This window comes from Gemmatimonas sp. (assembly GCF_031426495.1).
In the GTDB taxonomy this organism is placed as follows: domain Bacteria; phylum Gemmatimonadota; class Gemmatimonadetes; order Gemmatimonadales; family Gemmatimonadaceae; genus Gemmatimonas.
The window spans coordinates 134,119-160,504 of sequence record NZ_JANPLK010000077.1; the positions used below are offsets into that span (position 1 = coordinate 134,119).

20 protein-coding genes are annotated in these 26,386 nt (G+C 65.4%); 6 read left to right on the top strand and 14 right to left on the bottom strand.

Annotated elements, in window-relative coordinates; translation table 11 throughout:
• Window positions 1-22 precede the first annotated feature (22 nt).
• From RMP10_RS19140 to RMP10_RS19160, 5 genes are all read right to left on the bottom strand, one after another.
• Window positions 23-547 carry a DUF2911 domain-containing protein gene (locus tag RMP10_RS19140; protein WP_310571706.1) on the bottom strand — a complete coding sequence of 175 codons (525 nt, stop codon included), beginning with the start codon at window positions 545-547 and terminating at the stop codon, window positions 23-25.
• 145 nt (window positions 548-692) lie between these two features.
• Window positions 693-1,142 (bottom strand): TerB family tellurite resistance protein, encoded by a 450-nt coding sequence (locus RMP10_RS19145; protein ID WP_310571707.1) that lies wholly within the window; start codon window positions 1,140-1,142, stop codon window positions 693-695.
• A 9-nt stretch (window positions 1,143-1,151) separates the two neighbouring features.
• The gene (locus RMP10_RS19150; protein ID WP_310571708.1) at window positions 1,152-4,271 is read right to left on the bottom strand and encodes a hypothetical protein; all 3,120 of its coding nucleotides are present in this window, start codon (window positions 4,269-4,271) and stop codon (window positions 1,152-1,154) included.
• A 50-nt stretch (window positions 4,272-4,321) separates the two neighbouring features.
• On the bottom strand, window positions 4,322-5,947 hold the full coding sequence (locus RMP10_RS19155) for an amidohydrolase family protein (protein WP_310571709.1): 1,626 nt from the start codon (window positions 5,945-5,947) through the stop codon (window positions 4,322-4,324).
• Window positions 5,944-7,629 carry a D-aminoacylase gene (locus RMP10_RS19160; protein WP_310571710.1) on the bottom strand — a complete coding sequence of 562 codons (1,686 nt, stop codon included), beginning with the start codon at window positions 7,627-7,629 and terminating at the stop codon, window positions 5,944-5,946. The genes RMP10_RS19155 and RMP10_RS19160 overlap by 4 nt, the downstream gene beginning before the upstream one ends.
• 213 nt (window positions 7,630-7,842) lie before the next feature.
• On the opposite strand from RMP10_RS19160, the gene RMP10_RS19165 reads away from it, so the two are divergent.
• The 3 genes from RMP10_RS19165 to RMP10_RS19175 are packed head-to-tail and all read left to right on the top strand — an operon-like array spanning window position 7,843 to window position 10,746.
• A complete protein-coding gene (locus RMP10_RS19165; RefSeq protein WP_309670279.1) occupies window positions 7,843-9,456 on the top strand; it encodes a SulP family inorganic anion transporter in 1,614 nt (537 codons plus the stop codon).
• Window positions 9,457-9,474: 18 nt separating this feature from the next.
• Window positions 9,475-10,245, top strand: a complete 771-nt coding sequence (locus RMP10_RS19170) for a carbonic anhydrase (RefSeq protein ID WP_309670280.1) — start codon at window positions 9,475-9,477, stop codon at window positions 10,243-10,245.
• A gap of 9 nt (window positions 10,246-10,254) precedes the next feature.
• Window positions 10,255-10,746 carry a hypothetical protein gene (locus tag RMP10_RS19175; RefSeq protein ID WP_310571711.1) on the top strand — a complete coding sequence of 164 codons (492 nt, stop codon included), beginning with the start codon at window positions 10,255-10,257 and terminating at the stop codon, window positions 10,744-10,746.
• Between the two features lie 15 nt (window positions 10,747-10,761).
• Here RMP10_RS19175 and ffh read toward each other — a convergent pair whose 3' ends face one another.
• Window positions 10,762-12,138: a signal recognition particle protein gene (gene ffh, locus RMP10_RS19180; RefSeq protein ID WP_310571712.1), complete on the bottom strand. Its 1,377-nt coding sequence runs from the start codon at window positions 12,136-12,138 to the stop codon at window positions 10,762-10,764.
• Between the two features lie 172 nt (window positions 12,139-12,310).
• Between ffh and lon the strand changes: the two genes are divergently transcribed.
• Window positions 12,311-14,806, top strand: a complete 2,496-nt coding sequence (gene lon / locus RMP10_RS19185; protein ID WP_310571713.1) for an endopeptidase La — start codon at window positions 12,311-12,313, stop codon at window positions 14,804-14,806.
• Between the two features lie 9 nt (window positions 14,807-14,815).
• Here the strand turns inward: lon and RMP10_RS19190 are convergent, their stop codons facing one another.
• From RMP10_RS19190 to RMP10_RS19205, 4 genes are read right to left on the bottom strand one after another with little or no spacing between them, the layout of a single operon-like run.
• Complete coding sequence (locus RMP10_RS19190; RefSeq protein ID WP_309670284.1) at window positions 14,816-16,147, bottom strand: DUF445 domain-containing protein; 1,332 nt, start codon at window positions 16,145-16,147, stop codon at window positions 14,816-14,818.
• Between the two features lie 4 nt (window positions 16,148-16,151).
• Window positions 16,152-17,471, bottom strand: coding sequence for a hypothetical protein (locus RMP10_RS19195; RefSeq protein WP_310571714.1), 1,320 nt, complete (start codon window positions 17,469-17,471; stop codon window positions 16,152-16,154).
• Between the two features lie 11 nt (window positions 17,472-17,482).
• A complete protein-coding gene (locus RMP10_RS19200) occupies window positions 17,483-18,328 on the bottom strand; it encodes a prepilin peptidase (RefSeq protein ID WP_310571715.1) in 846 nt (281 codons plus the stop codon).
• A gap of 52 nt (window positions 18,329-18,380) precedes the next feature.
• Complete coding sequence (locus tag RMP10_RS19205; RefSeq protein WP_310571716.1) at window positions 18,381-19,148, bottom strand: RNA methyltransferase; 768 nt, start codon at window positions 19,146-19,148, stop codon at window positions 18,381-18,383.
• Window positions 19,149-19,259: 111 nt separating this feature from the next.
• Here RMP10_RS19205 and RMP10_RS19210 point away from each other — a divergent pair, with 111 nt between their 5' ends.
• Window positions 19,260-20,081 carry a M48 family metallopeptidase gene (locus tag RMP10_RS19210; protein WP_310571717.1) on the top strand — a complete coding sequence of 274 codons (822 nt, stop codon included), beginning with the start codon at window positions 19,260-19,262 and terminating at the stop codon, window positions 20,079-20,081.
• A gap of 25 nt (window positions 20,082-20,106) precedes the next feature.
• Here RMP10_RS19210 and RMP10_RS19215 read toward each other — a convergent pair whose 3' ends face one another.
• Genes RMP10_RS19215 through RMP10_RS19230 form a run of 4 tightly spaced genes read right to left on the bottom strand, consistent with a single transcriptional unit; the run spans window position 20,107 to window position 25,533 of the window.
• Window positions 20,107-20,982: a purine-nucleoside phosphorylase gene (locus RMP10_RS19215; RefSeq protein ID WP_310571718.1), complete on the bottom strand. Its 876-nt coding sequence runs from the start codon at window positions 20,980-20,982 to the stop codon at window positions 20,107-20,109.
• Window positions 20,979-22,049 carry an adenosine deaminase gene (gene add / locus RMP10_RS19220; RefSeq protein ID WP_310571719.1) on the bottom strand — a complete coding sequence of 357 codons (1,071 nt, stop codon included), beginning with the start codon at window positions 22,047-22,049 and terminating at the stop codon, window positions 20,979-20,981. Before add ends, RMP10_RS19215 begins: the two co-directional genes overlap by 4 nt.
• On the bottom strand, window positions 22,046-22,312 hold the full coding sequence (locus tag RMP10_RS19225) for a hypothetical protein (protein ID WP_309670291.1): 267 nt from the start codon (window positions 22,310-22,312) through the stop codon (window positions 22,046-22,048). The genes add and RMP10_RS19225 overlap by 4 nt, the downstream gene beginning before the upstream one ends.
• The gene (locus RMP10_RS19230) at window positions 22,309-25,533 is read right to left on the bottom strand and encodes a 5'-nucleotidase C-terminal domain-containing protein (protein ID WP_310571720.1); all 3,225 of its coding nucleotides are present in this window, start codon (window positions 25,531-25,533) and stop codon (window positions 22,309-22,311) included. The genes RMP10_RS19225 and RMP10_RS19230 overlap by 4 nt, the downstream gene beginning before the upstream one ends.
• Before the next feature lie 174 nt (window positions 25,534-25,707).
• Between RMP10_RS19230 and udk the strand changes: the two genes are divergently transcribed.
• Window positions 25,708-26,376: a uridine kinase gene (udk, locus tag RMP10_RS19235; protein ID WP_309670293.1), complete on the top strand. Its 669-nt coding sequence runs from the start codon at window positions 25,708-25,710 to the stop codon at window positions 26,374-26,376.
• The last annotated feature ends 10 nt before the right edge of the window (window positions 26,377-26,386 follow it).

Sequence of the window (26,386 nt, forward strand, 5' to 3'; positions counted from 1 at the left end):
ACTCCCTACCCCGTACTGCTTTCTACTTCACCAAAAACGCCGCCACGGCCTTGTAGTTGTCCCACGCCACAATGAGCTCGCCGCCCTTGCCCGCCGGCTTCACCATGATCTCCATCTTCTCGACCACGGCGTTGTTGCTCGTCACCGTCATCGGAATGCGCACGAGATCCTGCTTCGGGTCGTAGGCCGTGCCCCACTGCTTGGTCTGCTTGTTCACGACCAGTTCCCACTTGCCGTTCTCTTCGATCTTCGTGAACAGCGTGTACGTACCGGCCGGCACCGTGATCGCGCCGAAGGCCAACGGCTTGCTCGTGGTGAAGTGCGTGGCTTCGTTGGCACCCGTGCGCCACACCATGCCCCACTTCATGTCGCCGAGGCCGTTGAACAGCACGCGGCCACGCTTGGACGGGCGGCCGTAGTTCACGTTGATGTTCGCACCAGCAACCGTGGCGACCACGGAATCGCGCGGCGACGCGGGCGCCTTGGGGTCCATCTTCATGGCGCCCTGAGCCGAGGCAGACGCCGTGATCAGGGAAAGGGCAGCCACGGCGTATGCGCCGCGACGAAGCGTACGGGTAAGCGACATAGTGTTGAGAAGGGTTGGTATGGTCGGGAATGGATGAACGCGGAATGAACAGCTGGGGAATTTACCCAGTCGGCGCCGGAAGGGTTCCCAGCGCCGACGCTTCCCTCTACTCCGCCTTCTTCCGGGCCTGGGCTAGGAACGCCGGCTCCAGCTGCAGCAGGCTCGCCAACTTCCGCATGAGATACGACTCCTGGCTATCCAGCGAGCCATCCGCCAGTGCCACCTGCCACATCAATTCTGCCAGGACAATGCGCTGCGCGACGTCGTAGTCCTTCACCACCTGCCGCGTGAACACGAAGTGGTCCACCGCGTCATGGTTGGCCGCTGCCGCTTCGGCCAGCATCTGCTTCGCACCGGCGTCGTCCACGCCGAAGTGCCGCTGCAAAATGTCCATAATCCGCGCCTGCTCGGCCTCGCTGAACTCGCCGTCGGCGCAGGCCAGCTCCACCAACAAGGCGCACGCCGCCACGCGGACGTCGTGCGGATGCAGCCGGGAGTGCGTGCCGGGAGTTCCCGGCACGCTGTCTCCGATCAACTTGCGAATCGCATCAAGCATCGATCGCGATTACATGCGCGTGGCCGGCCCGATCGCGCGATCGAGCTTGGCCTTCGCCGCTTCGAGTTCCTTCCGCAGGAAGGTGTACCGCTCGAGCGCGTCCTGTCCGACCTTCTGGTCGGCGCGGGCGGTCATGCCCGCCAGATACGTGATGTGCGCCTGCAATCCCGGCTTGCCGTAGCGGATGGGCTGCGTGTTCACGATCTCGCTCACTTCCTTCACCTTCGTGGCCGTGTCGGCCGCGGCACCCGTGGCGCCCTTGTACTTCGCCTCGGCCGTGCGCACCCGTGCCAGCAGCGCGTTCACGTCGGCCACCATCTCGCGCATCTTCAGATTGTGCGCGTACTGCGCCTGCAAGTCCGCTTCCGTCGTGCCATCCGACGCCAGGCGCGGATCTATACGCACGCGCATCGGCGTCGACTTCGTGATGCCGCCCGCCGTCACCTTCACCGTGTACTGACCCGGCGGGGCGCCGAGCCCGTTGGCATACTGCGTGCCCCACACAAAGCGGTTCATACCGGCGTTCTTGGTCACCAGATTGATCGTCGGCGCGACCAACGTCGCACGTGCGCCGCGGCCCGCCATCATCGCTTCGTCGGGGTCATCGTCGCCACCAAAGCGGCGAGCCGGCGCCGCCTGCGGAATCACACCGCTCTTGTAGCTGTTCACCACCTTGCCCGCGGCATCGAGAATGTCGATGCGCACGGTGTCACCCGGCGCGTTCACCAGGAAGTAATCCACCGACGGTCCGAGCAAGGCCGGCGTGGTCGCCGTACGATAGCCGTCACGCGTCTTGAAGAGCGCGAACGACTCGCTCTGGGTGGTCGGACCGATCTGTTGCAGCGCCGAGATGTTGTCCATGATCCACGCCGCACGCCCCTGCGTAGCAATCACGAGATCGCCGCGGTGGACGCGAATGTCGTTGATCGGGATCTGCGGCATGTTCAGGTTGAACGGCTGCCAATGGCCGCCGTTATCGAACGAGATGTACAGACCGAACTCGGTGCCGGCATACAACAGTCCTTCACGCACGGGATCTTCGCGCACCACACGCGTCGGCGCATCGGCGGGAATTCCGTTCGTGCCGTCGGTGAGCAGCTTCCACGTGGCGCCGTAATCGTTCGTGAGATAGATGTACGGCTTGTAGTCGCCCAGCAGATAGCGATAGGTCGCGTAGTAGGCCGATCCCTTGCGATGCGGCGACGCTTCGACCCACGCCACACGGCCGCCGTCTTCGAGTCCCTTCGGCGTGACGCGCTTCCACGTCTTGCCATCGTCACGCGTGACCGAGAACGGACCGTCGTTCGAGCCGGTCCAGATCACGCCCTTCTCGAGAAACGACTCGGTGATCGCGTACAGCGTGCTGTAGAACTCTTCACCCGTCACGTCGCGCGTGATCGGCTCGCCGCTGCCGCCCTGACAGCACTTCGGGAACCACGTGAGATCGGGGGAGATCTTCTCCCACGTCGCACCGTTGTTGCGCGTGCGGTGCAGATACTGGGAGCCATAGTACAAGACCTTCGGATCGTGCGGCGACAGCGCCATCGGCGTCGTGCGCTGCATGCGATACATCAGATCGCCGCCGTCGTTGCCGTACAATGACTGCGCGCCGATCCAGTAGTTCTTCGTCACGCCGGCTTCCAGGTTCATCACCGCATACTGCCCCTTGCAGTTGCCATGCACGAGGTTCTTGTCGCCCGGATGCGGAATGATCGGGCCGGTTTCGCAGCCGGGGCCCGTGCGCACCGTGCCCATGTTGAACACGTCGTTGTTGCTCGGCACGATGTACGTGCTGTTGTCCTGCTGCGCCATGTACAGCTTGTACGGGAACGCGTTGTCCAGCCACACGCCGTAGAACTCGGCCGTGGGCTGATTGTCCTGCGTGCTCCACGTCTTGCCGCCGTCCGTCGACACGTTTGCGCCGCCGTCGTTCGACTGGATCATCGTGTTGCTATTCGCCGGGTTGATCCACATATCGTGGTTGTCCCCGTGCGGCGTGCGGAACGGCGTGACGGTCTTTCCGCCATCCGCGCTCTTGTACAGCGCCTCCGCACCGCCGTACACCACGTCGGCGTTGGACGGGTCCGCATTCAGCGTAGTGTAGTAGAACGGACGCGTGATCAGTCCCGGCGTGCTGTTCATGAGCGCCCAGCTCGCACCGGCATCATCGGAGCGATACAGACCGCCGCCCGGCATGGCCTCCACGAGCGCATAGATCCGCTTCGGATTGGCCGCCGTGACCGCCAGGTTGCCCTTGCCGGTGATCTGATTCGGCAGGCCGCCCACGATCTTGACGAAGGTATCGCCGCCGTCGACGCTCTTGTAAAAACCGCCTTCACGCGATCCGGAGATGATCGACCACGGCTTGCGCTCGATACGGTTCATCCACGCAAAGACAATATTCGGATCGCCGGGCTGCAGTTCGACATCCATCGCGCCCGTGCTGTCGCTCACGAACAGCGTCTTCTTCCACGACTTGCCGCCGTCGGTGGTCTTGAACACGCCACGCTCGTTGTTCGGCTTGAAGATGTCGCCGTAGGCCGCGACCCAGACGATGTCCGGGTTGGTCGGATGAATGCGCACCGCACCGATCTGTCCGGCGTTGTACAGGCCGGTAAACTGCCACGTCGCGCCGTTGTCGACGCTCTTGTACACGCCGCGGCCGGTGGAGACGTTGCTGCGCACGCCGTCCGAGCCGGTGCCGACGTAGATGATGTTCGGGTTCGATTCCGCCACCGCGATCGAACCGATCGATCCGAGTGGGATCTTGTTGTCGGTGATGAAATCCCACGACTCACCACCGTTCATGGTGCGCATCACGCCGCCACTGGCGATACCCGCGTAGAAGGTGCGCGGCTGCGACGGCACACCGGTCACCGACGTGACGCGACCACCGCGCGAATGACCCACGAGGCGGTAGCTGAGCCCCTTGAACAGCGCGGGGTCGGCGGCGGCCATCATCGGTGCCGAGGGCGCCTTGACAGCGGCGCGGGCCGGAGCGGCAGCCGGCTTGGCCTGAGCTCCAACCGAGAGCCCCAGCGGAAGCGTGGCGCAGGCGGCCGAAATCGAGAGGAAGAGTGTACGGCGAATCATCTCAGGAAGCTTGAGGAGGGGCGGGACGGAGGCCATCAGAAAAGCTACGCCCAGCGACGGCAGACGTTGAGGGGTGGAGCGGTTGATCACGCGGGACGAAGCATCTGTCCAGCGCCGGCCGACGGCCGTTTTCCGTCGCGGACCGAGATCACGCCGTTCACCACCACGGCGGCCACCCCCAGGGGATACTGGAAGGGGTTGGCGAACGTCGCGGTATCGGCCACGGCGGGAGCGTCGAACACCACCACGTCGCCCGCGAGTCCCGGCGACAGGCGACCCCGATCGTCCAGATGCACCCGGGCCGCGGGCACTGCCGTCATCTTGCGGATCGCGCTCGCCAGCGAGAGCGCCTTCCGCTCGCGCACGTAACGGTTGAGGACGCGGGGGAAGGTACCGGCGCCGCGCGGATGCGGGCTGCCGCGCCGGGTCGGCCCGTCGATCGCGAAGGCCCCACCGTCGGAGCAGACCATGCTGAACTCATGCGCCAGCAAGCGATCGATCGTGTCCTCGCTCATGGCGAAGCCGAGCATGCCCACGTCGGCGCGGTTGCGCTCGAGCAGCCCGACCGCGGCCGCGTACGGATCGAGCGATTTGGCTGCCGCGTACGCGCCCATGCGCTTGCCCTCCGCGTCGCGGTCCACCGCTTCGGCCACGCGGGAGATCTGCACGTTTTCCCAGCCGCCGATGAGCTCCACTTTGGCCAACGCTTCGGTGCGAATGCGCGGCGCAACCGTGTCGTCTTTCAGCCGCGCCAGAAAGGCGGTGGTCCCACCGTCGCGACTCCACACCGGGAACAGATTGGTGAGTCCCGTGGAATAGGCCTCGTACGGATACACGTCGAACTGCACATCGATACCAGCCGCGCGCGCCGTCGCGATGCGTGCCAACGCCATGTCCAGCTTCGGCCAGTTGCGCGTGCCCTGCATCTTCAAATGCGAGATCTGCAACGGGCACCCGGCCCCGCGCGCCACGGCAATCGACTCGTCGATCGAATCGAGTACGCGGTCATCTTCGTTGCGCATGTGCGTGGCGTACGGCAACCGCTTCGCCGCCAACGGGCGACAGAGCGCAATCAACTCCTCGGCACTCGCGAACGCACCCGGTGTGTACTCGAGGCCCGTCGAGGCGCCGCAGGCGCCAGCGGCAATGGCCTGCTCCACCATGCGCACCATCCGCTGCAACTCGTCGGCGGAGGCTTTGCGATCGTCGTCGCCTACCACGGCGCCGCGCACGCTGCCCAGACCGATCATGGCCGCCACGTTCACCGCCGGGCGCGCCGCTTCGAGCGCGGCCGCCCACGCCGCAAAGCTGCGCGCGCCATCACCCTGGAATCGCGAACTCCCATCGGCTCCGGCCACGATGGTCGTGATCCCCTGACGCACCACCGACTCGGCGCGCGGGTCTTCCAACAACGAGCCGTCGCCATGCGAGTGGATATCCACGAAGCCCGGCGCCACCGCGAGTCCGCGCGCGTCGATCTCTTCCTCGCCAGCGCCCACGATGCGTGGCGCGATCTCGACGATGCGCCCCGCACTGATCGCCAGATCGGCGATGCGCGGTTCACCACCACTGCCGTCGAAGATGGTGCCACCGCGAATCACCAGATCATGCGCCGGACGCCCCGGTCGCACGTTGATCCCGAAGCGACTGTTGCTCGTCGCTGCGGCCGCGACGAGTCCTACCGTCTGTAAGAACTCCCGACGGTCACTCATCGCTTGGCTCCCGCGCCGAGCACCACACGTCCCGGCTTCGCGCCGGTATGCTCTCCATCTTTCAGCACCTGCACGCCGTTCACGAACACGTGCCGCATGCCGCTCGCGTACTGATGCGGCTGTTCAAACGTCGCGTTGTCGCGAATGGTTGCAGGATCGAACAGCACCACGTCGGCGAAGTAGCCTGGCTTGAGCAGACCACGGCGGGCGAGCCGAAGATTGCCTGCGGGCAGCGCCGACATGCGTCGCACCGCCTCCTGCAGCGTGAGCACCTTTTCGTCCCGCGTGTACTTGCCCAGCACGCGGGCGAAGCTGCCGTACGCCCGCGGATGCGGACTGCTCTTCAGGAACTTGCCTTCCGACGCCAGTGACCCGGCATCGGAGCCAATGCTCACCCAGGGCTTCTTCAACTCTTTCACAATGTTGTCTTCGTCGATGATGAAGTAGATCGTGCCGACACGTGTGCCATCCTTCACCACCAAGTCCATCGCCGTCTCTTCCGGCGTGGCGTTCCGTAGCTTCGCGACGGCGGCGAGGGTCATGCCCGTGTACTGCTTGAGCGAGTCCGCTTTGAAGCCCGAAAGCACCACGCGCTCCGGCGAGCCCGCCGCCAGCAGCAGGCTCTCCCATTTGTCGGTCGGCGTGCGCATTTCCTGCGCGACTTTCTTGCGCGTGGCGGGGTCCTGCAAGCGTTTCGCCCACGCTGCATAGCCGCCCTCCTGCACCCATGGCGGCATTGCCGCGTCGAGTCCCGTCGCACCCGCCGTGTATGGATAAATGTCGGCCGTGATCTCGAGCCCTTCGGCACGAGCGGCTTCGATGCGCGCGAGCACCTTGTCCATCTTTGGCCAGCTGCTCTCACCCGCCGCCTTCAGGTGATAAATCTCCGCGCGCACACCGGCTTCGCGGGCGATGGTGATCAGCTCTTCGACCGCTTCTTCCAGACGCGCCCCCTCGCTGCGCATGTGCGAGATGTACATGCCGCCGAAGGGCGCGGCGGCCTTCATGAGCGCCACCAACTCCGGCGTCTTCGCATAGAACGCCGGTGCGTAGATCAAGCTTGATCCCACGCCCAGCGCTCCTTCTTCCATCGCCGTGCGCACCTCGGCCTGCATCGCCTCCAGCTCCGCGGCCGTCGGCGCGCGATCATCCCAGCCCACGTGATTGATTCGCACCGTCGTGGCACCGATGAATGACGCGATGTTCGTGCTGATCCCCTTCTTGACCAGCGAATCCTGATAGCCACGCAGCGTGCGCCAGGTGATTGGGAAGGTGATGTCCCCCTGCTGCGACAGCATGTCGGCGCGCAGCGTATCCGACAGCGGCCCCATCGAGTCGCCTTCACCCATCACCTCGAGCGTGACGCCCTGACGGATATCGCTCTGGCTCCGTCCGTCTTCGATGAGCGATTCGGTGGCCCAGCTCAGCATGTTGATGAAGCCGGGGGCGACCGCGAGTCCGTCGGCCTTTACCTCCAGCCGCCCGACCCCGCTCACCGTGCCCACGGCCACGATGGAATCGCCGCGAATGGCCACATCGCCTGTGATCGGCGCGCCGCCGGAACCGTCGTACACGGTCCCTCCGCGAATGACCACGTCATAATCCTTGGGCGCGGCGCAGGCGGCCATGGCCAGTAGCGCAGCCACGCGAAAGACGGAGTGGTAGCGGACGAAGCGATTCATACGGGGGCGAGTGGAATGTTGGCGGGACGGCACCGTTGAGCCGGGCCGCTCGACGAGGCCTTCACGAGGGAGGTTACGCGTTCCCGAGGGCTTCCGGAACTACCGACGCCATCGGGAGGCGTTCCCTCCAGGAACCCAACGGCGCAGGTTATGTATGTACACCGCCTCCACGTTGAGAATTTCTGCCAGACCCCCGCCCCTGAATCCTGACGCATGATGGGAACGCAAACGATCGCTCCACCCGGCGCCGCTCTTGATGTTCGCAGCGTCGCGCGAACGCGCCTGTTCGACACATGGCGAGATGACGTGCCCGCCGGCATCGTCGTATTCCTCGTCGCGCTGCCCCTCTGCCTCGGCATCGCCGTCGCGTCCGGCGCCCCACTCATCTCCGGCGTCGTCGCCGGTGTCGTGGGTGGCCTCGTCGTCGGTGCGCTCTCCGGGTCGTCGCTGATGGTGAGCGGCCCGGCCGCCGGTTTGACCCCCGTCGTGCTGCTGGGAATCCAGCAAGTCGGCGGCTTCGAACGCCTGCTCCCCGCCGTCATTCTCGCCGGCATTCTGCAGCTGCTGCTAAGCGGCCTGCGGGCCGGCGTCGTCGCGTACTACGTGCCGTCGTCCGTGATCAAGGGCATGCTGGCCGGCATCGGGCTCACGCTCATCCTCAAGCAGCTTCCACACGCGCTGGGATACGACGGTGACTACGAAGGCGACATGTCGTTCGTGGAATCCTCCGGCTCCACGACGATTGGATCTCTGGCCGAAGCCTTTCAGCAGATCCAACCGGGCGCCGTGATGGCTGCCCTGCTCGGCGTGGCCGTGATGTTTTGGTGGCCGCGCTCGCCGTTTGCCAAGATCAAACTGCTGCCGGCTCCCATGGTCGCGGTCGCCGTCGGCGTCGGGCTCAACGAACTATTGCGCGTCGTACTCCCCGACCTCGCCATTCGTGGTACCCATCTGGTGTCACTGCCGGCGATCAGTGACGGGAACCTCGCCAGCCAGTTCGCCTTCCCGGACTGGAGCGCATTCTCCAGCCCCAACGTGTGGCAGCTCGCGTTGATCATCGGGCTCGTGGCCAGCCTCGAATCACTGCTCAGCCTCGAGGCCACGAATAAGCTCGATCCGCTGCGTCGTGACGCGCCGGTGAATCGGGAGCTGTTTGCGCAGGGCATCGGCAACGTGGTCGCTGGGTTCCTCGGAGGTCTCCCGATCACCGGCGTCATGATCCGCAGCTCGGCCAACGTCGATGCCGGTGCACGTTCCCGTCTGTCCGTCATGGTGCACGCGGTACTCTTGCTGGCGGCGGTCCTCGCGCTTGGTTTCGTGTTGAATCGCACACCGTTGGCGGCGATTGCGTCGGTCCTCCTGGTCACGGGCTTCCGTCTCGCCGCGCCGGCGTTGTGGGGCACCGCCTGGCGGCTTGGCTACAGCCATTTCATCCCGTTCGCCGTCACGATCGCCGCCATTGTCTTCACCGATGTGCTGCGCGGCATCGGCGTCGGCCTCGTGGTTGGTATCGCGTTCATCATCATGGAGCACCTGCGCAGTCCCGTGCTGTCGCGGATCAGTCCGCCCGGCGCTGTGCTCACGCGCTACGCGCTCCCCGAGCAGGTGACGTTCCTCAGTAAGGCCAGCATCGCCCGCGCGTTGAATGCTACGGCGCCGGGCAGTCGTATCGAGATCGACGGTCGACGCACGACCCGCTTTGACTACGACGCCCTCGAAGTGCTCTTGCTGTTCCGCGAAACGGCGAAGGCGCGAGACATCGACTACCGCCTCGTCGGCATTCCTGAAGCTGAGCTGACCCCGGCGCATATGCGCATCATTTCCTGACGATCCCGAGAACACTTCATGGAAGAATTCCGCCGCATCATCGAAGGCAATCGTGTCTGGGCTGCCCGGGTCAAAGCCGAAAATCCTGACTTCTTCAGCGAAAGCGCACAGGGACAGCAGCCGTTGTTCCTGTACATCGGCTGCGCTGACAGTCGCGTGCCGGCCAACTCGATCACGGGGACCAAGCCCGGCGAACTGTTCGTCCATCGCAACATCGCGAATCTCGTGATGCCGAGCGACATCAACGCGATGAGCGTGCTGCAGTACGCCGTGGAAGTGCTCGATGTGAAGCACGTCATCGTGACGGGTCACTACGGATGCGGCGGCGTGAAGGCGGCGATGTCGGACCAGCAGCACGGATTAGTGGACCACTGGCTGGGCCCGATTCGCAACGTGCTGCGCTGGAACAAGGAGGAGCTCGATGCGATCGCCGATCCGCAGGCGCGCTTCGACCGCCTCGTCGAGCTCAACGTGCTCGAGCAGCTCTATCACTTGTCGGAAACGCCGATCATCCAGCAGGCGTGGGCGCGCGGAAGGCGACCGTTGTTGCACGGTCTCGTGTACAGCCTGAAGGACGGCATCCTGCACGAACTGGCGACCGGCATCGACTCGCAGGACGCGGCCGATCATCTGGCCGATCGACGGCTCTCGGGGGTGGCGGCAGGCCCGCCGCCGATTGGCCGTGTAGCCGCTCCGATCCTCGCCGGCGAATCGCTCGCCGACGAAATTGCGATGCGGGTGATTGCCCGGATGTCCGAGGCCTCGGAAAAGCGCCCCCAGTCCCGCTAGGTTGCGACCATGGCCAAGTCACCTACTCCCTATCGCGCACTGACGCCCGAGCGGCGCCTGTCGCTCGTCACGTCCGCCCTCGCCAAGCACAAGGGCGCGCGCACCCTGTACTCGCAGCGTCTCGCCGCCAAGGGCGGCGGGTTCCGCGCCGCCACGCTTGTGTCGTGGCCGGTCGACAAGCTCGCCCGCGAATTCGTGCGGCTCAACGCGCAGACACCGCAGGACGAGCTGGAACTGCTACAGCTGCTCTATGTCGATCTCGAGCCGCAGATCCAGATCACCTTCCTCGAGACCGCCGGCGTGAAGCACGACGCCGGCGTGATCCCGGAAGATCTCGAGCCGCCGTATGCCGACGCCGAGGCGGTCGCCCGCGGCGCCGCGGCCGTGCTCACGCAGCACGGAGACGAAGGACGGCACTACCTGCGCACCCTCGTGGTGTACAACCTGCCGTCTTGGCCGGGGCTCGATACCGAGCTCGAGAAAACAGAAACGGCGAGCTGACGCTCGCCGTTTCGTTCACCGCATTCCGCCGAACATTCCGCCACCGCCGCCGAATGGCATCCGGGGCATACCACCGCCCCCCTTGCCACCGGCGCCGCCCGGGCCGCCGCCCATCTTCTTCATCATCTTCTGCATTTCGCGGAACTGTTCGAGCAGCTTGTTCACCTCGCTCACCGGACGGCCGCAGCCCTTCGCGATGCGCGCGCGGCGTGAACCGTTCAGGATCTCCGGCTTCTTCCGCTCCTGCGGGGTCATGGACAACACGATGGCCTCGATGTGCTTCATGCGCTTGGGGTCCATCTTGACGTCCTTCAGCATCTTCGAGTTCACACCCGGCAGCAGCTTCAGCAGATTCTCGAGCGGTCCGAGCTTCTGCATCTGACGCATCGCCGTGAGGAAGTCCTCGAGGTCCATGCCTTCCTTGCGGACCTTCTTCTCGAGCTTCTTCGCTTCGGTGGCATCAAACGTTTCCTGCGCCTTTTCCACGAGCGACACGATGTCGCCCATCTGGAGAATGCGCCCCGCCATGCGCTCCGGATGGAACTCCTCGAGCGCGTCCGGCTTCTCACCGACACCGATGTACTTGATCGGCTTCTTGAGCACGCCGTAGATCGACAGCGCCGCACCACCGCGCGCATCGCCATCGAGCTTGGTCAGAATCACGCCGGTCACGTTTAGCGCTTCGTCAAAGCCCTGCGCGATCTTCACCGCTTCCTGACCCGTCATGCCGTCGGCCACGAACAGGATTTCGTCGGGCTTGATCGCGGCCTTGAGCTTCTTGAGCTCCTCCATCATGTCGGCATCGATCTGCAAACGACCGGCGGTGTCGATGATGACCACGCGGTCGCGCGCCCGCACACCCTGATCGATACCGGCCTTTGCGATCTTGACCACATCCTTCGTGTCGCGATCGGCGTACACCGGCACGTTCAGCGCACGGCCGAGTGTTTCGAGCTGATCGATGGCGGCCGGGCGATAGACGTCGGCCGCCACCAGACGCGTTGCCTTGTTCTCGAGCATCAGCTTGCGGGCGAGCTTGCCGGCGGTGGTCGTCTTACCCGACCCCTGCAAGCCGACCATCATGATGATCGTGGGCGGCACGGTGCTCATCTTGAGCCCCTCGCGCCGTTCGCCCAGCATCGCCGTGAGCTCGTCGTGCACGATCTTCACCAACTGCTGAGCTGGCTGAATCGTCTTGATCTGCAACACGCCGACAGCCTTCTGCTCCACCCGTTCGAGGAACTCACGGGTAAGCGAGAAGTTCACGTCGGCTTCCAGGAGGACGCGGCGAACCTCGCGCAGCCCTTCCTTGATGTCGGCATCGGTGAGAACGCCGCGTCCGCGAAGCTTCGCGAAGACGTTCCCGAGTTTGTCTGATAGCTCGTCAAACATAGACCTGAAAGGCTAACGGACCGGGTCGCGTCGAACAACTGTTTCCTGCCAGGGGGGTGACGGAACAGGCCACCCGTGACGCAACTTGCGTCGGAATCACGCGTTGTAGGCCTTTCGGCCCAGCCTAAATTGGGCAGATTCGGTTCACGCTGTCACTTTCTTCGTCCGTCACGTGTCACGATCGAATCCGCGGTTTCCCGGCATCCCGATGCCTCGCGGCCAGCGCAAGGAAGAAATTCTTCGCGCCGAGCTGCCCCCGACGCTGCCCTTGATGGCGCTGCGCTCTACGATCGTGTACCCGTTGGGGACGATCGCCGTACAGATGGGCGCCCCCGAGAATCTCGCGCTGCTCCGCGCGCACGAGGAATCCGGCTTGGTCGTGGCCTTGGTCGTCGCCTCTGGAGACGGGGACGACGCCATCGATCCGCACAACTTCATTGGACGCGTCGGTGTGGCCGCCCGCGTGCATGAGCGGATCAACCTGCCCGGCGACACTGTCCAGATCACCTTGCAGGGGCTTCGTCGCATCACGATCGACGCGATCGATCAGGTGAATCCGTTCGCCATCGCGCAGATCCAAGGGGCCAAGGAAACGCCGGCCGATGCGATGGAGCTCGACGAGTTGGTGGCACGTACCGTCTCCGCCGCGGAAACGCTGGCCGAGCTGGTGGATCGTATTCCGAACGAAGTGCCGCAGATTCTCAAGATGAACGTGTCCGATCCCGGACGGTTCGCCGATCTCGCCGCCACGAACATGAATTTGCGCATCTCCGATAAGGAGGAGGTGCTGCAGCGACTCGACATCGGTCATCGCATCCGGTTCATCCTTTCACGCCTCGAGCGCGAAGTCGCCCGCGCCCGCGTGATGGAAGACGTGAAGAAACAGACCGAAGTGAAGATCGAGCAGCACCAGCGCGAGTTCTATCTGCGTCAGCAGCTGCGCGCGATCCAGTCCGAGCTCGGCGAGGCCGATCCCAATGAAAAGGAATCGGTCGATCTCCTTCGCCGCATCGAAGAGGCGCACCTGCCCGAGAAGGTGGCCACCGAAGCGCGTCGCGAAACGGAACGACTGCGCATGCTCTCTCCGGCGTCCAGCGAGTATCAAGTGTTGCGCACGTACCTCGACTGGGTACTCGCCCTCCCGTGGCATAAGCGCAGCGCCGACGATCAGGAGATCGTGCTCGCCAAGGTCGAAGACGCGCTCGGCGATCGACACTATGGACTCGATGAAGCCAAAGAGCGCATCATCGAGTACCTCGCCGTGCGCAAACTGCGGGGCGGTGATCCGACCGGACCGATCCTCTGTTTCGTCGGACCGCCGGGTACGGGCAAGACCTCGCTCGGCGAGGCGATTGCCAACTCCATCGGCCGCGAGTTCTATCGCATCTCGGTGGGCGGCGTGCGCGACGAAGCCGAAATCCGTGGTCATCGTCGTACCTACGTGGGTGCGATGCCGGGCCTGCTCATTCAGGCGCTGCGTCGTGTGGAAGTGCGCGATCCCGTCATCATGATCGACGAGATCGACAAAATGAGCAACGGCGGCAACTCGGGCGATCCCACCGCCGCCATGCTCGAAGTGCTCGACCCGTCGCAGAACACCACCTTCGTGGACCACTATCTGAACCTGCCGTTCGACCTGTCGGGCGTGCTGTTCATCTGCACCGCGAACAATTTGTACGACATTCCCGGCCCGTTGCGCGATCGTATGGAAGTGATCCGCATTGCCGGTTACACGATTGAAGAAAAGGTCGAGATCGCGCAGCGCTATCTCATGCCGCGCCTGCTCGAGGATCACGGCCTCACCACCGACGATATTCACGTACCCGAGGCCACGCTGGGGTTCATCACCAGCCGCTACTCGCGTGAAGCTGGACTACGCACCTTCGAGCGTTCGCTGGCGTCGTTGCTGCGCAAGCGCGCCCGCGCGAAGGCCGATGGCGACATGAGTGCGTGGGAGATCGGTATCGAGCGCGCCGAAGAGATCCTGGGCACGCCGCGCTTCTCCATGGAAGAGGCCGAGATGGAGCCGGAAATCGGCGCCGTGACCGGCCTCGCCTGGACCAGCACCGGCGGCGACATCATGACGATCGAAGCGTTGCGCATGCCCGGCAACGGCAAGCTGACGGTGACCGGGCAGCTCGGCGACGTGATGCGCGAGTCGGTGGACGCCGCCTATTCGTTCGTGCGTTCGCGCGCCACCACGCTGGGCATCGAGGACAGCGAGTTCCGCGAGTCCGACATGCACCTGCACTTCCCCGCCGGCTCGATTCCGAAAGACGGTCCATCGGCCGGCATCGCCGTCACGCTCGCGCTGGCCAGCGCGCTCTCACGTCGACCCGTGCGTCGCGATCTCGCGCTTACCGGCGAAGTCACGCTACGTGGTCGCGTGCTCGAAATCGGTGGCGTGAAGGAGAAGGTCCTGGCGGCGTATCGCGCGGGGCTGCGCGAAGTCATCATGCCGAAGGGCAACGAAAAGGACGTGCGCGACGTGCCGCAGGAAGTGCGCGACAAGATGGCCTTCACCTTCGCGGCGACGATGGACGAAGTGCTGCACCTTGCGCTGTTGCCACATGCCGATACGCATCCGGCCGATGCGATGCCGCTCAACGCCAGCAGTACGGTGGTGGCGAGCGACGGCCCGGCGGCGACGGCGGCCGACACCTGGTAAGGCACCGGCCTAACGGTTCAGCAACAGCCCGACCGAGTACAAAATCAGGCCCACCAGTCCACCCACAATCGTTCCGTTGATGCGAATGAACTGCAGGTCGCGCCCGATCTGCAGTTCGATTTTGCGGGACGTCGCGTCGGCGTCCCACGCCGCCACGGTCGCCGAGATCAGCTTCGCCACTTCCTCGCGCGCCTGCTCTACCGAGTACGACACGATCTCCACGATCCAGCTGTTCACCTTGGCCGACAACACGGGATCCTCGAGCACTTTCTGGCCCAGTCCGGCCAGCCACTGCTCGAGCTGATCCGGCTCTTTCTCCGCGTCGTCGGCCAGTCGCTCGGCGTAGGAGGCGAGCTTCTCTTTTACATCGCCCCACACTTCGCGTGAGAAGTCCGCGACACCCGGGTGCGCCAGCACATCGAGCTTGATCTGCTCGAAGCGCGCAATCGTTTCGGGGTTCTCGCGCAGCGACACCACGAAGCGTTCCACGGCCTCGTCATAACGTTGACGCAGTGGATGATCGGGGTCGGCCGCCACGGCCACGAGCGTTTTCTCCACCCCGCTCACGATCTTGTCACCCACGCGACTGTCCACCGCGCCGGGCACCCACCACGGGCTCTCCGCCTTCACCTTCTCGCGGATCATCGCCTCGTTCTCAAACAGGAACTTGGCGGCCAGGCGCAGGGCGTCGTCCAGCAACGCTTGGTGGCGTCCGCCGGTGGTCATCAGCTCGAACAACCGTGCCATGAGCGGGGCCGCCTGCATGCGTCGCAAGCGCGACACGATGCCACGATCAACCATCTCGTGCACGTCTTCGTCGCGCATCACGCCAACCGCGCCGGACAGGCCGTGCGCCGCGTGCCGCGCCAGCCGGCGACTGTTTTCCGGCTGCGCCAACCACTGCGCGGCACGGTCACCCAGCTTCATCGCCGTGATCTTGCCAGCGACCACGTCGCGCGTGAGGAAGTTGCGCTGCACAAAGTTGCCGAGCGCGGTGCCGATGCGGTCTTTCCGCGACGCTACGATCGCCGTGTGCGGAATCGGAATGCCGAGCGGATGCCGGAACAGTGCGGTCACGGCGAACCAGTCGGCGATGCCACCCACCATGGCCGCCTCGGCGAATGCGCGCACGAAGCCCAGCCACGGATACTGCGACTCGAGCCAACGGGTGACCATGAACACGAGCGCGACGCCCACCAGCATGAGCGTGGCCACACGCTTCATTTTGACCAGCCGGACGCGTTTGAGTTCGTCGTCGGGCGTGATCTGCAGCGCCGCTGGTACTGGTCCCGACAGCGCATCGGGCAGCACGGCCGCTTCCCGAACCGGCTCGATCGCCATGCGGTTAGCGGGCGACGGTGATGCCGGCCAGGTCGATCAGCGCGGCGCCGATCTTTGCGGGAGTGTCCATGTAGATCACTACGGGCTGGCCGTTCACCTGTTCCAACCTGAGCGTGACCGTGCGCGCCGGGCGCGGGCCCTTGGCCGGCACATCATACTGCCGCGTCGTCGCGCCGCCGGGGAACGCAATGCGGGCCAGCTCGTAGCGCCGTCGTGCGGCATCACCCATGAGGTCGAGAAAGTCGGCGGCATCCACCGCCGAGTCCCATGCGGTCGCCCAAATCAGCGCATCGCCATCGGCCGTGCGAACCACCGCGAACTTGTCACCATCGCCGCCCCCGGCACCACGACGGGCCAGCGCTTCGTCCTTGAGATGCTGCACCAGCATGAGCCGCGTCTCGAACTCACCGAAGCTGTTGCTGTACAGCACGGTCCCGGTGCGCGGCGCCGGTAGCGTGACCGCGACCGGCAGATCACGCGTAGCTTTGGAGTCGGTAAAATAGGCGGCGTCGTTCAGGATCTGCTTGGTGGAGATCGGCAGGTCGAGCAGGAGCTCTTTCTCGGGACGCTTCTCGATGAACCGCCGCACGAAATCCGCGCCGCCGATATACGGGAAGAGCAACCCTTCGCGCACCGCGCGCGGAGCGGCGGAGAACACCGGCATCCCTGTTTGCGCGTCTTTCATCGCATCGCGGATGCGATCCCAGCCGCCGGGCATTTTCAGCATCGGCCCGGCATTCGGATCCATGCGCAACTGCAGAAACACCGCCTCGCCTTCCAGCACGGCCTGCGCGGCTGCCTGCCGATCGGCATTGTCCACCTGCGCCTGCACGGAGTCGATCTTCACGTACTGGTCCTGCAGCGCGTGCACCAGCTCGTGTGACACGGTCTGTCGCAGCAGCGCCGGCGCGGCGCCGTCGACGACATACAGCACCTTCGTGGCCGGATCGTAGTAGCCCACGATCTGCTCTTCGAGCAGCTTCTGCAGCAGCCCAAGCAGGTTCATCGTGTCCGGCAACATGCCCAGCAGCTTGTACGCCGACTCCTGGCCGGCCAGCTGCTTGCGCGCGCGCTCACTCTCGAGCTGTTGCCGCACGAACTTGCCGACTTCGTCGCGCGTGCGCGATTCGATCTTCGGCGGCGTCTTGAAGGGCAGGCCTGTTTCCTTCTCGATCTTCGGCACGAACTCGGCAACGAGTTCCGCGTACGGCCCTTCCCCCTTCGCCGGCTTCTCACCGCACGCGGCGAGCGAGACACAGGCGCCCAGCAGGCACGCAACACGAACATTGCGGCGACGAGTCGAAGCGGGAAAAGTGGCTCGCATCAGATTCGATATCAGGTCGGAAACGCGCGCTGTACATACCACGCGATAAGAGGCTCTCCCCAAAGCAAGACCAGCATCGCGGCAGGCGCAAGGAAGACCCCGAACGGCACATCCGGGAACTCGAACTCCGCGTCGGTGCCGCGCGTGCGCCACTTCACGATCGGCCCCACGACGAGCAGAAACACCACCGCGCCCACGAATGCGCCCACGATAATCGTGAGCAGCGAACGCTCGGCCCCAAGCGCCGCACCGACCACGGCCATGAGCGTCGTGTCACCAAACCCCATCGCTTCGCGCTTCATGATCACTTCGGCCAGCCAGCCGATGATCGTGATCGCACCAGCTCCTGCGCAGGCGCCGATGAACGCCGCCCACGGCGACGCGAAGTGTGAGGTCTCACCGATGAAGAAGTTCGCAATCGCCGCCGCGAAGACCATCACCAGCCCGCTGATGGTGAAGCCGTCGGGAATCAGATACGTCATGGCGTCGGTCACGGCGATGCCGAACAGGACCGTGCCGAACACCGCCACCCGCAGCGCTTCGAAGGTCAACCCGAAGACCACGAAACTGGCCACCCACCCCAGGGCGACAATCAGTTCGACGGCCGGATACTGAATCGAGATCGGCAGACTGCAGCCGCGGCACTTCCCGCGCAGCAGCACCCAGCTGAGCAGCGGAATGTTCTCGTGCCAGGCGATGGCGCGCTCGCACTTGGGGCATCGCGAGCGGGGGCGCACGACACTGAGCTCGGCCGGCCAGCGGGAGATGCAGACGTTCAGAAACGACCCGATCGACGCGCCGAGCACGAACACCGGCAGCAGAACGAGCGTGACGAAATCAGCAGTGATTGGCAGCACGGAGTTGGGCGAAGGCGAAACGGCGACCAGCGAAACGGCGACGAGAGAGCGGTTATCCGGCGCGCAGCGCGTGCAACAGAATGCCCGTTGCCACCGCCACGTTCAGCGACTCGATACCGGGCGCCATTCGGATCGCCACCCGCGACGTAACCGCCGCCGAGAGCTGTGCCGACAATCCGGCCCCTTCGTTGCTGACCACCAGCGCCAGATGCGCCGGCAGCGAGCCCGTCGTGACCTGATCGAGAGGAACACCGTCGGTGTCCGCCGCCCACACGGGCACGGCGTGTGTCGCGGCAAAGTCCGCGAACGCCTCCCACGACATCGGTAACGCCGGGTGCACGAAGAGTGCGCCCATCGTGCTACGGACGACTTTAGCGTTCCAGAGGTCAACGGTTCCCGGCAAAGCCACCGTCGCGGTAACGCCCAGCGCCGCGGCGGTCCTGATGACCGTGCCCACGTTGCCAGGGTCCTGAAGGGCGTCCAGTACCAGGAATCGACTGGAAGGGCCTTCGGGAGCCCGCAATGCCCGCTCCGGGATCGGCGCCACCGCCAGCACACCTTGCGGGGAGTCGGTATCGGCCGCGCTCTCCAGCTCCCTGTCGCTTACGACCGCCACGGCGATCCCGCGCCCTTCGGCGGCCGCCACCAGCGCCCGCCCGCGCTCCTGCTCGCGGAGGGCGGCCGTGACCAGCATCCCCTCCACCGACCACCCCGACGCCAGCAGCGCCTCGACCGTACGCACGCCTTCAGCGACAAATCGGTGCTGCCGCTCACGAGCTTTCCGGCGCTGCAGGTCACGAGCCAGAGTCAGTAGCTTCACGGGTGCAAACGGGTGCGAGTGGGGTATGTATCGGGGGCTGGCACGGGCTGTGCCATCCATGAGACGGGAAGCACCTTCAGAACAGACCAGCATTTCGGACAGGCGACAGCCATGCGTGAGAATACACGACGGAACCGCAAGATGGCGATCATCGGCCTCGCGGCTGCTTTCGGTGTGACGGCCTGTGTGCCGGCCACTCAGGAAGAGGTGGCCATGGGCAATGACTACGCGCAGCAGGTCGAGCGCGAGCTGCCTATGATCCGCGACCCGGACATCGTGCGGTACATCAACGTGCTGGGCGACTCCATTGCGCGGGTCTCCGACGATCGGAGCCTGACCTGGCGCTTCAACGTGGTTGACCAGCCGGAGATCAACGCGTTCGCCGTGCCCGGCGGCCATATCTACGTGTACCGTGGCCTCATCGAGAAGACCACGAACATGTCCGAGCTGGCCGGCGTGCTGGGGCACGAGATCGCGCACGTGACGCAGCGCCACAGCATGCAGCAGATGGCCAAAGCGCAGCGGGCCAATATCGGCCTGACCGGCTTGTGTCTGTTTGTGCCCTCGGCCTGCCAAGGCGTGGCGGGAGCCGCCGTACAGGTCGGCGCACAGGCCGGCTTCGCCAAATTCAGTCGCAACGACGAAGCCTCGGCCGATAGGTACGGCGTGACCTACGTAACGCGAGCCGGCATCGACCCGCGCGGCATGCCGAGCATGTTCCGCATTCTCATCGCCGAGCGTCAGCGCAATCCGAGTGGCGTCGATGCCTTCTTCGCCTCACACCCGATCGAAGAAAGCCGCGTGGCCAACACCGAGTCCGAGATCCAAAAGATCAATGCGGTGGTGCTCAGGTCGCTCACCCGCGATACCCGCGCCTTCCAGACCTTCAAGTCACGCCTCGCGGGATTGCCGCGAACCCCTGCCAAACGGTAACTGGCAATAGTCGCGTTGGCGCCTGCTACGGCAGGCGCCCCACGAACTCGGTGATGAGCGCTTCAAAGCGTCCGGCGACCGCGCGACCAGCCTCCATCACCTCCGCGTGATTGAGCTTGTCGAGCGAAAGTCCGGCCGCTTTGTTGGTAATGCACGACACGGCCGCCACACGCATGCCGAGCGCGCGCGCCACAATCACTTCGGGCACCGTCGACATCCCCACGGCATCGACGCCGAGGCGCTCCAACATCCGCACTTCCGCCGGGGTCTCGTACGTGGGGCCCAGCAGCCCGCAATACACGCCGTCCTGCAGCGGCACTCCCGTGGTCCGTGCCGACTCGTGCAGCAGCCCTCGTAACTCGGCGTCGTACGGGTCGGACATGTCGGGGAAGCGTTCGTCGCCCGGTTCGACGGCGCCGAACAGCGGATTGCGGAACATCAGATTCATGTGATCGGAGATCACCATGAGATCACCCGGATTGAACGTGCGCCGTACGCCGCCGGCCGCGTTCGACGCCAGATAGACCCGAGCGCCAAGCGCGTGCATCACCCGCACCGGGAACGCGGCCAGCGCCGCCTCATGCCCCTCGTACATGTGAAAGCGACCGGCCATCGCGATCACCTGACGGCCCCCCAGCATGCCGACCAACAGCTGGCCGGCGTGGCCGGCCACGGTGGCCGTGGGAAAGCCCGGCACATGCGAAAACGGAATGCGAACCGCGCGCTCGATGCGATCGGCCAGCCCGCCCAGCCCCGACCCGAGCACAATGCCGCACACCGGCACCGGCGCGTCAGGACCGAGTCGCTTCCGGATATACTCGGCGGCGACGTTCGCTGCCACCGCGCCCGGCGCCCTCTGCTGCGATGCGAACGACTGGGTCTCGAACGCGCGCTCGCTCATACCATCACCGTCACGTCTTCGGCGTCGGCGAGGATGTTGCCGACCTCGATCGCGATCGACTCGCGGAGCGCTTCCCGCTCCATATGCGGCAGGAACGACGAGTCGAACGACGTGATGGCCAGCATCGCCAAGGTATCGATGTCGAAGTTGAGGTGCTGCGCACAGCGCACATACTCATCGGTGAGCGAGACGCCGCTCATGAGGCGATTGTCGGTATTGATCGTGACCACCGCGCCCATCACCACATACCGCGCCAACGGATGCTCGCCAAACGTGGGTACGACGCGCGTCTGCACATTGCTGGTGGGGCACACCTCGAGCGTGATGCGATGGTCGATCACGTACGCTTCCAGACTCGGATCTTCGCGCAACCGCGTGCCGTGACCGATCCGGTCGGCCGCACAGCGATGCAGCGCGTCACGGATGCTGCTGGGTCCGTCGCCTTCGCCTGCGTGCACGGTGACCGCAAGATCGTGCGCGCGGGCATAGTCGAACGCCAACGCATGCGCTGAGGCCGGGTTTCCCAGCTCGCCGCCGGCGAGATCGAAGGCCACCACACCCTTCCCCTTGTACGCCACGGCCAGTTCGGCCATCTCCAGCGCGTGCGGCCACGGGACGCTGCGCAGCGCACAGACGATCACGCGGGCCAGCGTGCCGCTTTCCTTCTCGCCACGCGCCAGACCGCGCAGCACGGCGTGCATCACATCGTCCAGCGACAGTCCACCGCGCACACTCAGCGCGGGGCAGAATCGCGCTTCGATATAGCGCACGCCGTCGAGTGCCGCGTCGAGCACGAACTCATGCGCGATGCGCTCGAGGGCGACGGCATCCTGCATCGTAGCGAGCGTCACCTCGAAGCGCGCCAGGTAGTCCTCGAGATTCCGTGCGTCATCCACGCGCATCCAGGCGCCAAGCGCCGACGCCGTTGCGACGGGCAGCGCGAGCCCACGCTCCGTGGACAATTCCAGCAGCGTAGACGGACGCAACGACCCGTCGAGGTGACAGTGCAGGTCTGCTTTCGGCATACGCTGCACGATCTCGACAAACGCCGGATTCACCGTGCTCACGTCGTGGCCTCGGCGTCGATACGGTCGCGCACGGGCACGACGCGATAGATCGAACCACCCACCAGCGCCTGCGTGGCCTCCACCGGCAACCCGCGGCTGTCGGTGAGACGCTGGCGGCCGGCATCGACGTCGGCTGCGAGGTCAGGAAACAGCGCACGGACGGCATCGACGGCGACCGAACCATGCGGCACCGATACGCCGCGTTCGTTCACGTACACCCGCAGCGATTCGGGGCCGGACACCGGAGAAACGACATCACTCATTTTGCTGCTCCCGCGCCAACGGCGCGAATACGTTCGGTCGTGTCGCCGCGTACCGGCTGCGGCAGTCCCTGCAGATAGCTGGCGAGCATGTCGATGTCTCGCGTCGTCAGCATTTCAACGGAAATCGTGCGCGCCAGTGAAGCCCCTTCAGGATCGTCGATCATGAAATCGTTGATGGCAATCGAGTAAATTCGTTCGGGGTCGAGCGGCGCGCCGTTGTCCGCGAGCACACGCACCACGCGCTTGCCTTGTGGCTTGGCAGGGTCGAATTCGATCGTCATCCCACTCACATGCGAATTCGCGCGGCCATTCCACACCCAGCGTTCCGCCGCGAGGGGCACGTCCCGCCCACGCAGCCGGATGCGCACCAGCACGTTCCCGAAGGGCGAGATACCGTGCACACCGCCAAAGTTGATGGGTCCGGCGGGGAGATCGGTGCGAATGCCGCCACTGTTCCACGCGCCGAAGTCGGCATTACCCTTCACCCGCGCGGCGTCGGCCACCAAGTTCCCCAACGCGTGCTGATTGCCGCGGCGGAGGAAGGCCACGGCCAGGGTGGCGACCGGTCGCTCCATGCGGACCTGCACCTTGCGCGTGGCCGCCGTGACAATGGAATCGACGACCGGATCGGCGCCGGCGCGATCCTCTCCGTACACGTTGCGGATCTCGGCGCGTGCGACTTCGCCGTCCAGCGGAACGTCGACCACCGCGATGGCGCGGCCGTTCGATGACGTCTGCACCACCGGCATGTCACGACGCCGTAGCACGATATTCGTGTGCGAGTGCCCCATGACGAATACGTCGGGCATGTCGGTCAATTTGTCGACGATGTCGAGACCGCCGCCCGAGCAGACCTCGGGCTTGTCTCGGTCACAGCGGGCACCGTCGTGCGCCATCGCGACCACGATCTGCGCGCCGCCGGCGCGCAGCGCGCGCACCCGCTCGCTGATGATTGGGGCGGCGTCGAGAAATTTGAGCTGGCGCACGTTTCGCACTTTGGTGGACGTGGCCGTATGCTCGCCGGCCGTGCCGATGAGACCGATCCGCACGCCGCCACGCACTACGACGGTATCGGCCCGCATCCATGGGAGCAGGCGGCCATCGGCGCCGCGCACGTTCGCGCCCAGGACCGCGTACTTGAGCTCCTTCAAGCGCATGCGGAGCGTGTCCTGTCCGAAATCGAACTCGTGATTGCCGATCGCACCGGCAGCCACGTGGAGACGATTGAACACCGCCACCGTGGGCTTGCCCGCATCCCAGTCCGAGGCCGGAGCGCCGGAGAACAGGTCGCCGGCATCGACCACCACGCTTTGGCACTGACCGGTGCATTCGCGCTGTGCCTTCTCGATGGCCGCCGAAAGCGCCACCGCGCCGCCCTGTGAACGCCCACGATCATCCGGGCGGTTCGACAGCGCGCCGTGGAAATCACTCATGCTGATCACGCGCAGCGTGCGTCCCTGCGGCGTGGCCGCAGCGGTCGATGGCGGAACGGCCGATGACGGAACGGCCGTTGGCGCGCCGCCGGCGGCTTCAGCGGCCCGGCCGCGATTCTGCTCGCGATACGCCAACGCCCGCGCGGCGGCCGGCTCGAGGCGCCAGTTCGTGGTCGCGTACTTGGCCGGATCGAGCGTGCCCGCCTTCGTCACGTCGTCGATGATCAGTGAGCGGATGTCGATGTCCTTCTGAAACACCACCGGCGCAGTGGCCAGCATGGCGTAGCCGCCGCCACCGCTCTGCCGGTAATTGTTGAGCGCCATCGTGAACGAGTCCGTGGGCTGCACGGCGCGCCCGTTCCGCGTGAGCGACGTGATGCGGGCGCCAGCAGGCTTCGACACATCGATGACGTAGTCGACCCCGCTCACCACGTCGAAGTTGAAGCCGGGGATCTTGGGGTCGACCAGACCTCCGGCCGGGGCCGAACCATCGGGCGCCAGCGTGCGGTAGTACAAAGCCGACTGTTCGAGAAACGCGCGCAGTTGGGCGCCCGTAATGCGCACCGCGCGCAGCGTGTTCTCGTACGGATACAGTCGCGACAAGGCCGCCTGCGTGACCGCGCCCGTATCCAGCGACGCGTCAAGCGAGAACGCCGCGGTGGCCGACAGGTCGGCGCCCGACTCGCGGCGCATCACTTCGTTGATCAGATCGGTGATCGGGGCATCCACCACGCGCGCGCTGTCGGCCCGCCACCGGACCGCCGTACGGCCGACCGGTGTGGAAACCCACGTGACCGTGGCCTTGTGCGTGACCGCCGACGCCGCCAGCACAGCCGGCGACTCGGCATGGCCCGCCACCTTCACGGACTGGCCGCGGTGCTTCACGACGCCCCACTTCCCCTTCGACTTCTCGAGCGTCAGCGTGGCCAGCGCCACCGAGGCGGCCCAGTTGCGCGGCTGCACCAACAGCGCACCGTTGATCGTGGAGTCCACCAGCTCGGCATGCGAATGGCCGTACACGACCAGATTGATCCCGTCGATCTCGCGGGGCACCCGCGCCGCCACGTTTTCTGAGGCGAGACCCGTCGCGACCGTGTCGTACGACGCGGCGCCGTCCAGTCCCGAGTGCAGCAGCACGACGACCACGTCCGCTTTGCGCTTTCGCACCTCAGCAACCGCCGCGCGCACCGAGGTCACGATGTCGGTCACCGTGAGGCCGGCCTCGCGCAGATGGTCGCGATCCCAGAGCATCGATCCCGGCGTGGTCCCGCCGATGATCGCGATGTTTACCCCGCGCCGGTCGATCAGCGTGTATGGGGCAACGAACGGGCGCCCCTGCCCGTCGCGCACATTGGCCGCCACAAAGGGGAAGGCCGCCTTGGCGATGGCCGCCCGCAGGGCCGGCACGCCGTAGTTGAATTCGTGATTCCCGATCACGGCCGCGTCGTAGCGCATCACGTTCATCGCGGCGATGACCGGATGGACCGGCGGCGGCGCGACCTTGGCCGCGACATACAGCAGCGGATTTCCCGAGAGAATATCGCCGCCCTCGACCAGCAGAACGCGGCCGGGGTTGGCGGCGCGGACCGAGTCCACGATCGTCGCCGCTCCGGCCAAGCTACGCGCCGGGTCGGCCGCGTTGGCGTAATAATCCCAGCCCCGCAAACGTCCGTGTACGTCGGTGGTCGCGGCAATGACCAGATCAAACCGTCCCGACTGCGCTGGCAGGGGGGTAACCGCGGCCAGTGTCAGCGCAGCCGCGGTGAAAAGCGAAGGCAGGCGTCCCATGGAGGAAAGCTAGCGGCTCCCTCGGCGAAACGCTTGCCCCTCCTCTCGGCTCCCGCGAACTTGCCCGTATCGGTTCCGGCCGCTGATACGCTTCCGTTACACCGTCGTGGCGGTCCGGTCACGACAAGGGGACAGGTTGGTCATCGTGCAGTGTGGGAACCGGAGTAGCCGCTCATGAAACCGCTCATCATCGGGATCGCCGGCGGCACCGGCTCGGGGAAGTCCACCGTCGCGCGCAAAGTGGCTGAAGCACTGCCCGATGCTTCGGTCGCCTTTCTCGAGATGGACGCGTACTACCGCGACTTCCGGCACCTCACGTTGTCGCAGTTGCATCACGTGAACTGGGATCATCCCGATGCCTTCGATGTGGAGTTGCTTTCCGTGCATCTCGACGCGCTCTCGCGCGGCGAGCCGGTGGACATGCCCGTCTACGAATTCGCGACCCATTCCCGAAGCGAGCGCACGCGACGCATCGCGCCGGCGGACGTTGTCGTCATTGACGGCATTCTGCTGCTGGCCGACGCCAACGTCCGCGCGTTGTGCGATGTGAAAGTGTTCGTCGACGCCGATCCCGACATCCGGCTCATCCGACGCATTCGCCGGGACACGGCGGTGCGCGGACGGACGCTCGAGTCGGTCATCGACCAGTATCTGAACACCGTGCAACCGATGCATCTGCAGTTTGTCGAACCCAGCAAACGCTACGCTGACGTGATCGTCCCGAGAGGCGGCAGCAATCTGGTTGCCATCGAGATGATCGTCGCCAAGATCCAGCGTCGGCTCATTTCGCGCGCCGCTGCGCGAACCCCATTGTCCGTGCCCGCAACGGCCGAACCGGCCTGAGTCTGATACC

Bases quoted from the DNA above. Each gene is read 5' to 3' on its own strand.
- udk (WP_309670293.1), top strand. From the start codon at position 25,708: ATGAAACCGCTCATCATCGGGATCGCCGGCGGCACCGGCTCGGGGAAG.
- ffh (WP_310571712.1), bottom strand. From the start codon at position 12,138: ATGTTTGACGAGCTATCAGACAAACTCGGGAACGTCTTCGCGAAGCTT.
- RMP10_RS19210 (WP_310571717.1), top strand. From the start codon at position 19,260: ATGCGTGAGAATACACGACGGAACCGCAAGATGGCGATCATCGGCCTC.
- RMP10_RS19170 (WP_309670280.1), top strand. From the start codon at position 9,475: ATGGAAGAATTCCGCCGCATCATCGAAGGCAATCGTGTCTGGGCTGCC.
- RMP10_RS19190 (WP_309670284.1), bottom strand. From the start codon at position 16,147: ATGGCGATCGAGCCGGTTCGGGAAGCGGCCGTGCTGCCCGATGCGCTG.
- RMP10_RS19195 (WP_310571714.1), bottom strand. From the start codon at position 17,471: ATGCGAGCCACTTTTCCCGCTTCGACTCGTCGCCGCAATGTTCGTGTT.
- RMP10_RS19165 (WP_309670279.1), top strand. From the start codon at position 7,843: ATGATGGGAACGCAAACGATCGCTCCACCCGGCGCCGCTCTTGATGTT.
- RMP10_RS19225 (WP_309670291.1), bottom strand. From the start codon at position 22,312: ATGAGTGATGTCGTTTCTCCGGTGTCCGGCCCCGAATCGCTGCGGGTG.
- RMP10_RS19230 (WP_310571720.1), bottom strand. From the start codon at position 25,533: ATGGGACGCCTGCCTTCGCTTTTCACCGCGGCTGCGCTGACACTGGCC.
- RMP10_RS19215 (WP_310571718.1), bottom strand. From the start codon at position 20,982: ATGAGCGAGCGCGCGTTCGAGACCCAGTCGTTCGCATCGCAGCAGAGG.
- RMP10_RS19145 (WP_310571707.1), bottom strand. From the start codon at position 1,142: ATGCTTGATGCGATTCGCAAGTTGATCGGAGACAGCGTGCCGGGAACT.
- RMP10_RS19155 (WP_310571709.1), bottom strand. From the start codon at position 5,947: ATGAGTGACCGTCGGGAGTTCTTACAGACGGTAGGACTCGTCGCGGCC.
- RMP10_RS19175 (WP_310571711.1), top strand. From the start codon at position 10,255: ATGGCCAAGTCACCTACTCCCTATCGCGCACTGACGCCCGAGCGGCGC.
- RMP10_RS19150 (WP_310571708.1), bottom strand. From the start codon at position 4,271: ATGGCCTCCGTCCCGCCCCTCCTCAAGCTTCCTGAGATGATTCGCCGT.
- RMP10_RS19160 (WP_310571710.1), bottom strand. From the start codon at position 7,629: ATGAATCGCTTCGTCCGCTACCACTCCGTCTTTCGCGTGGCTGCGCTA.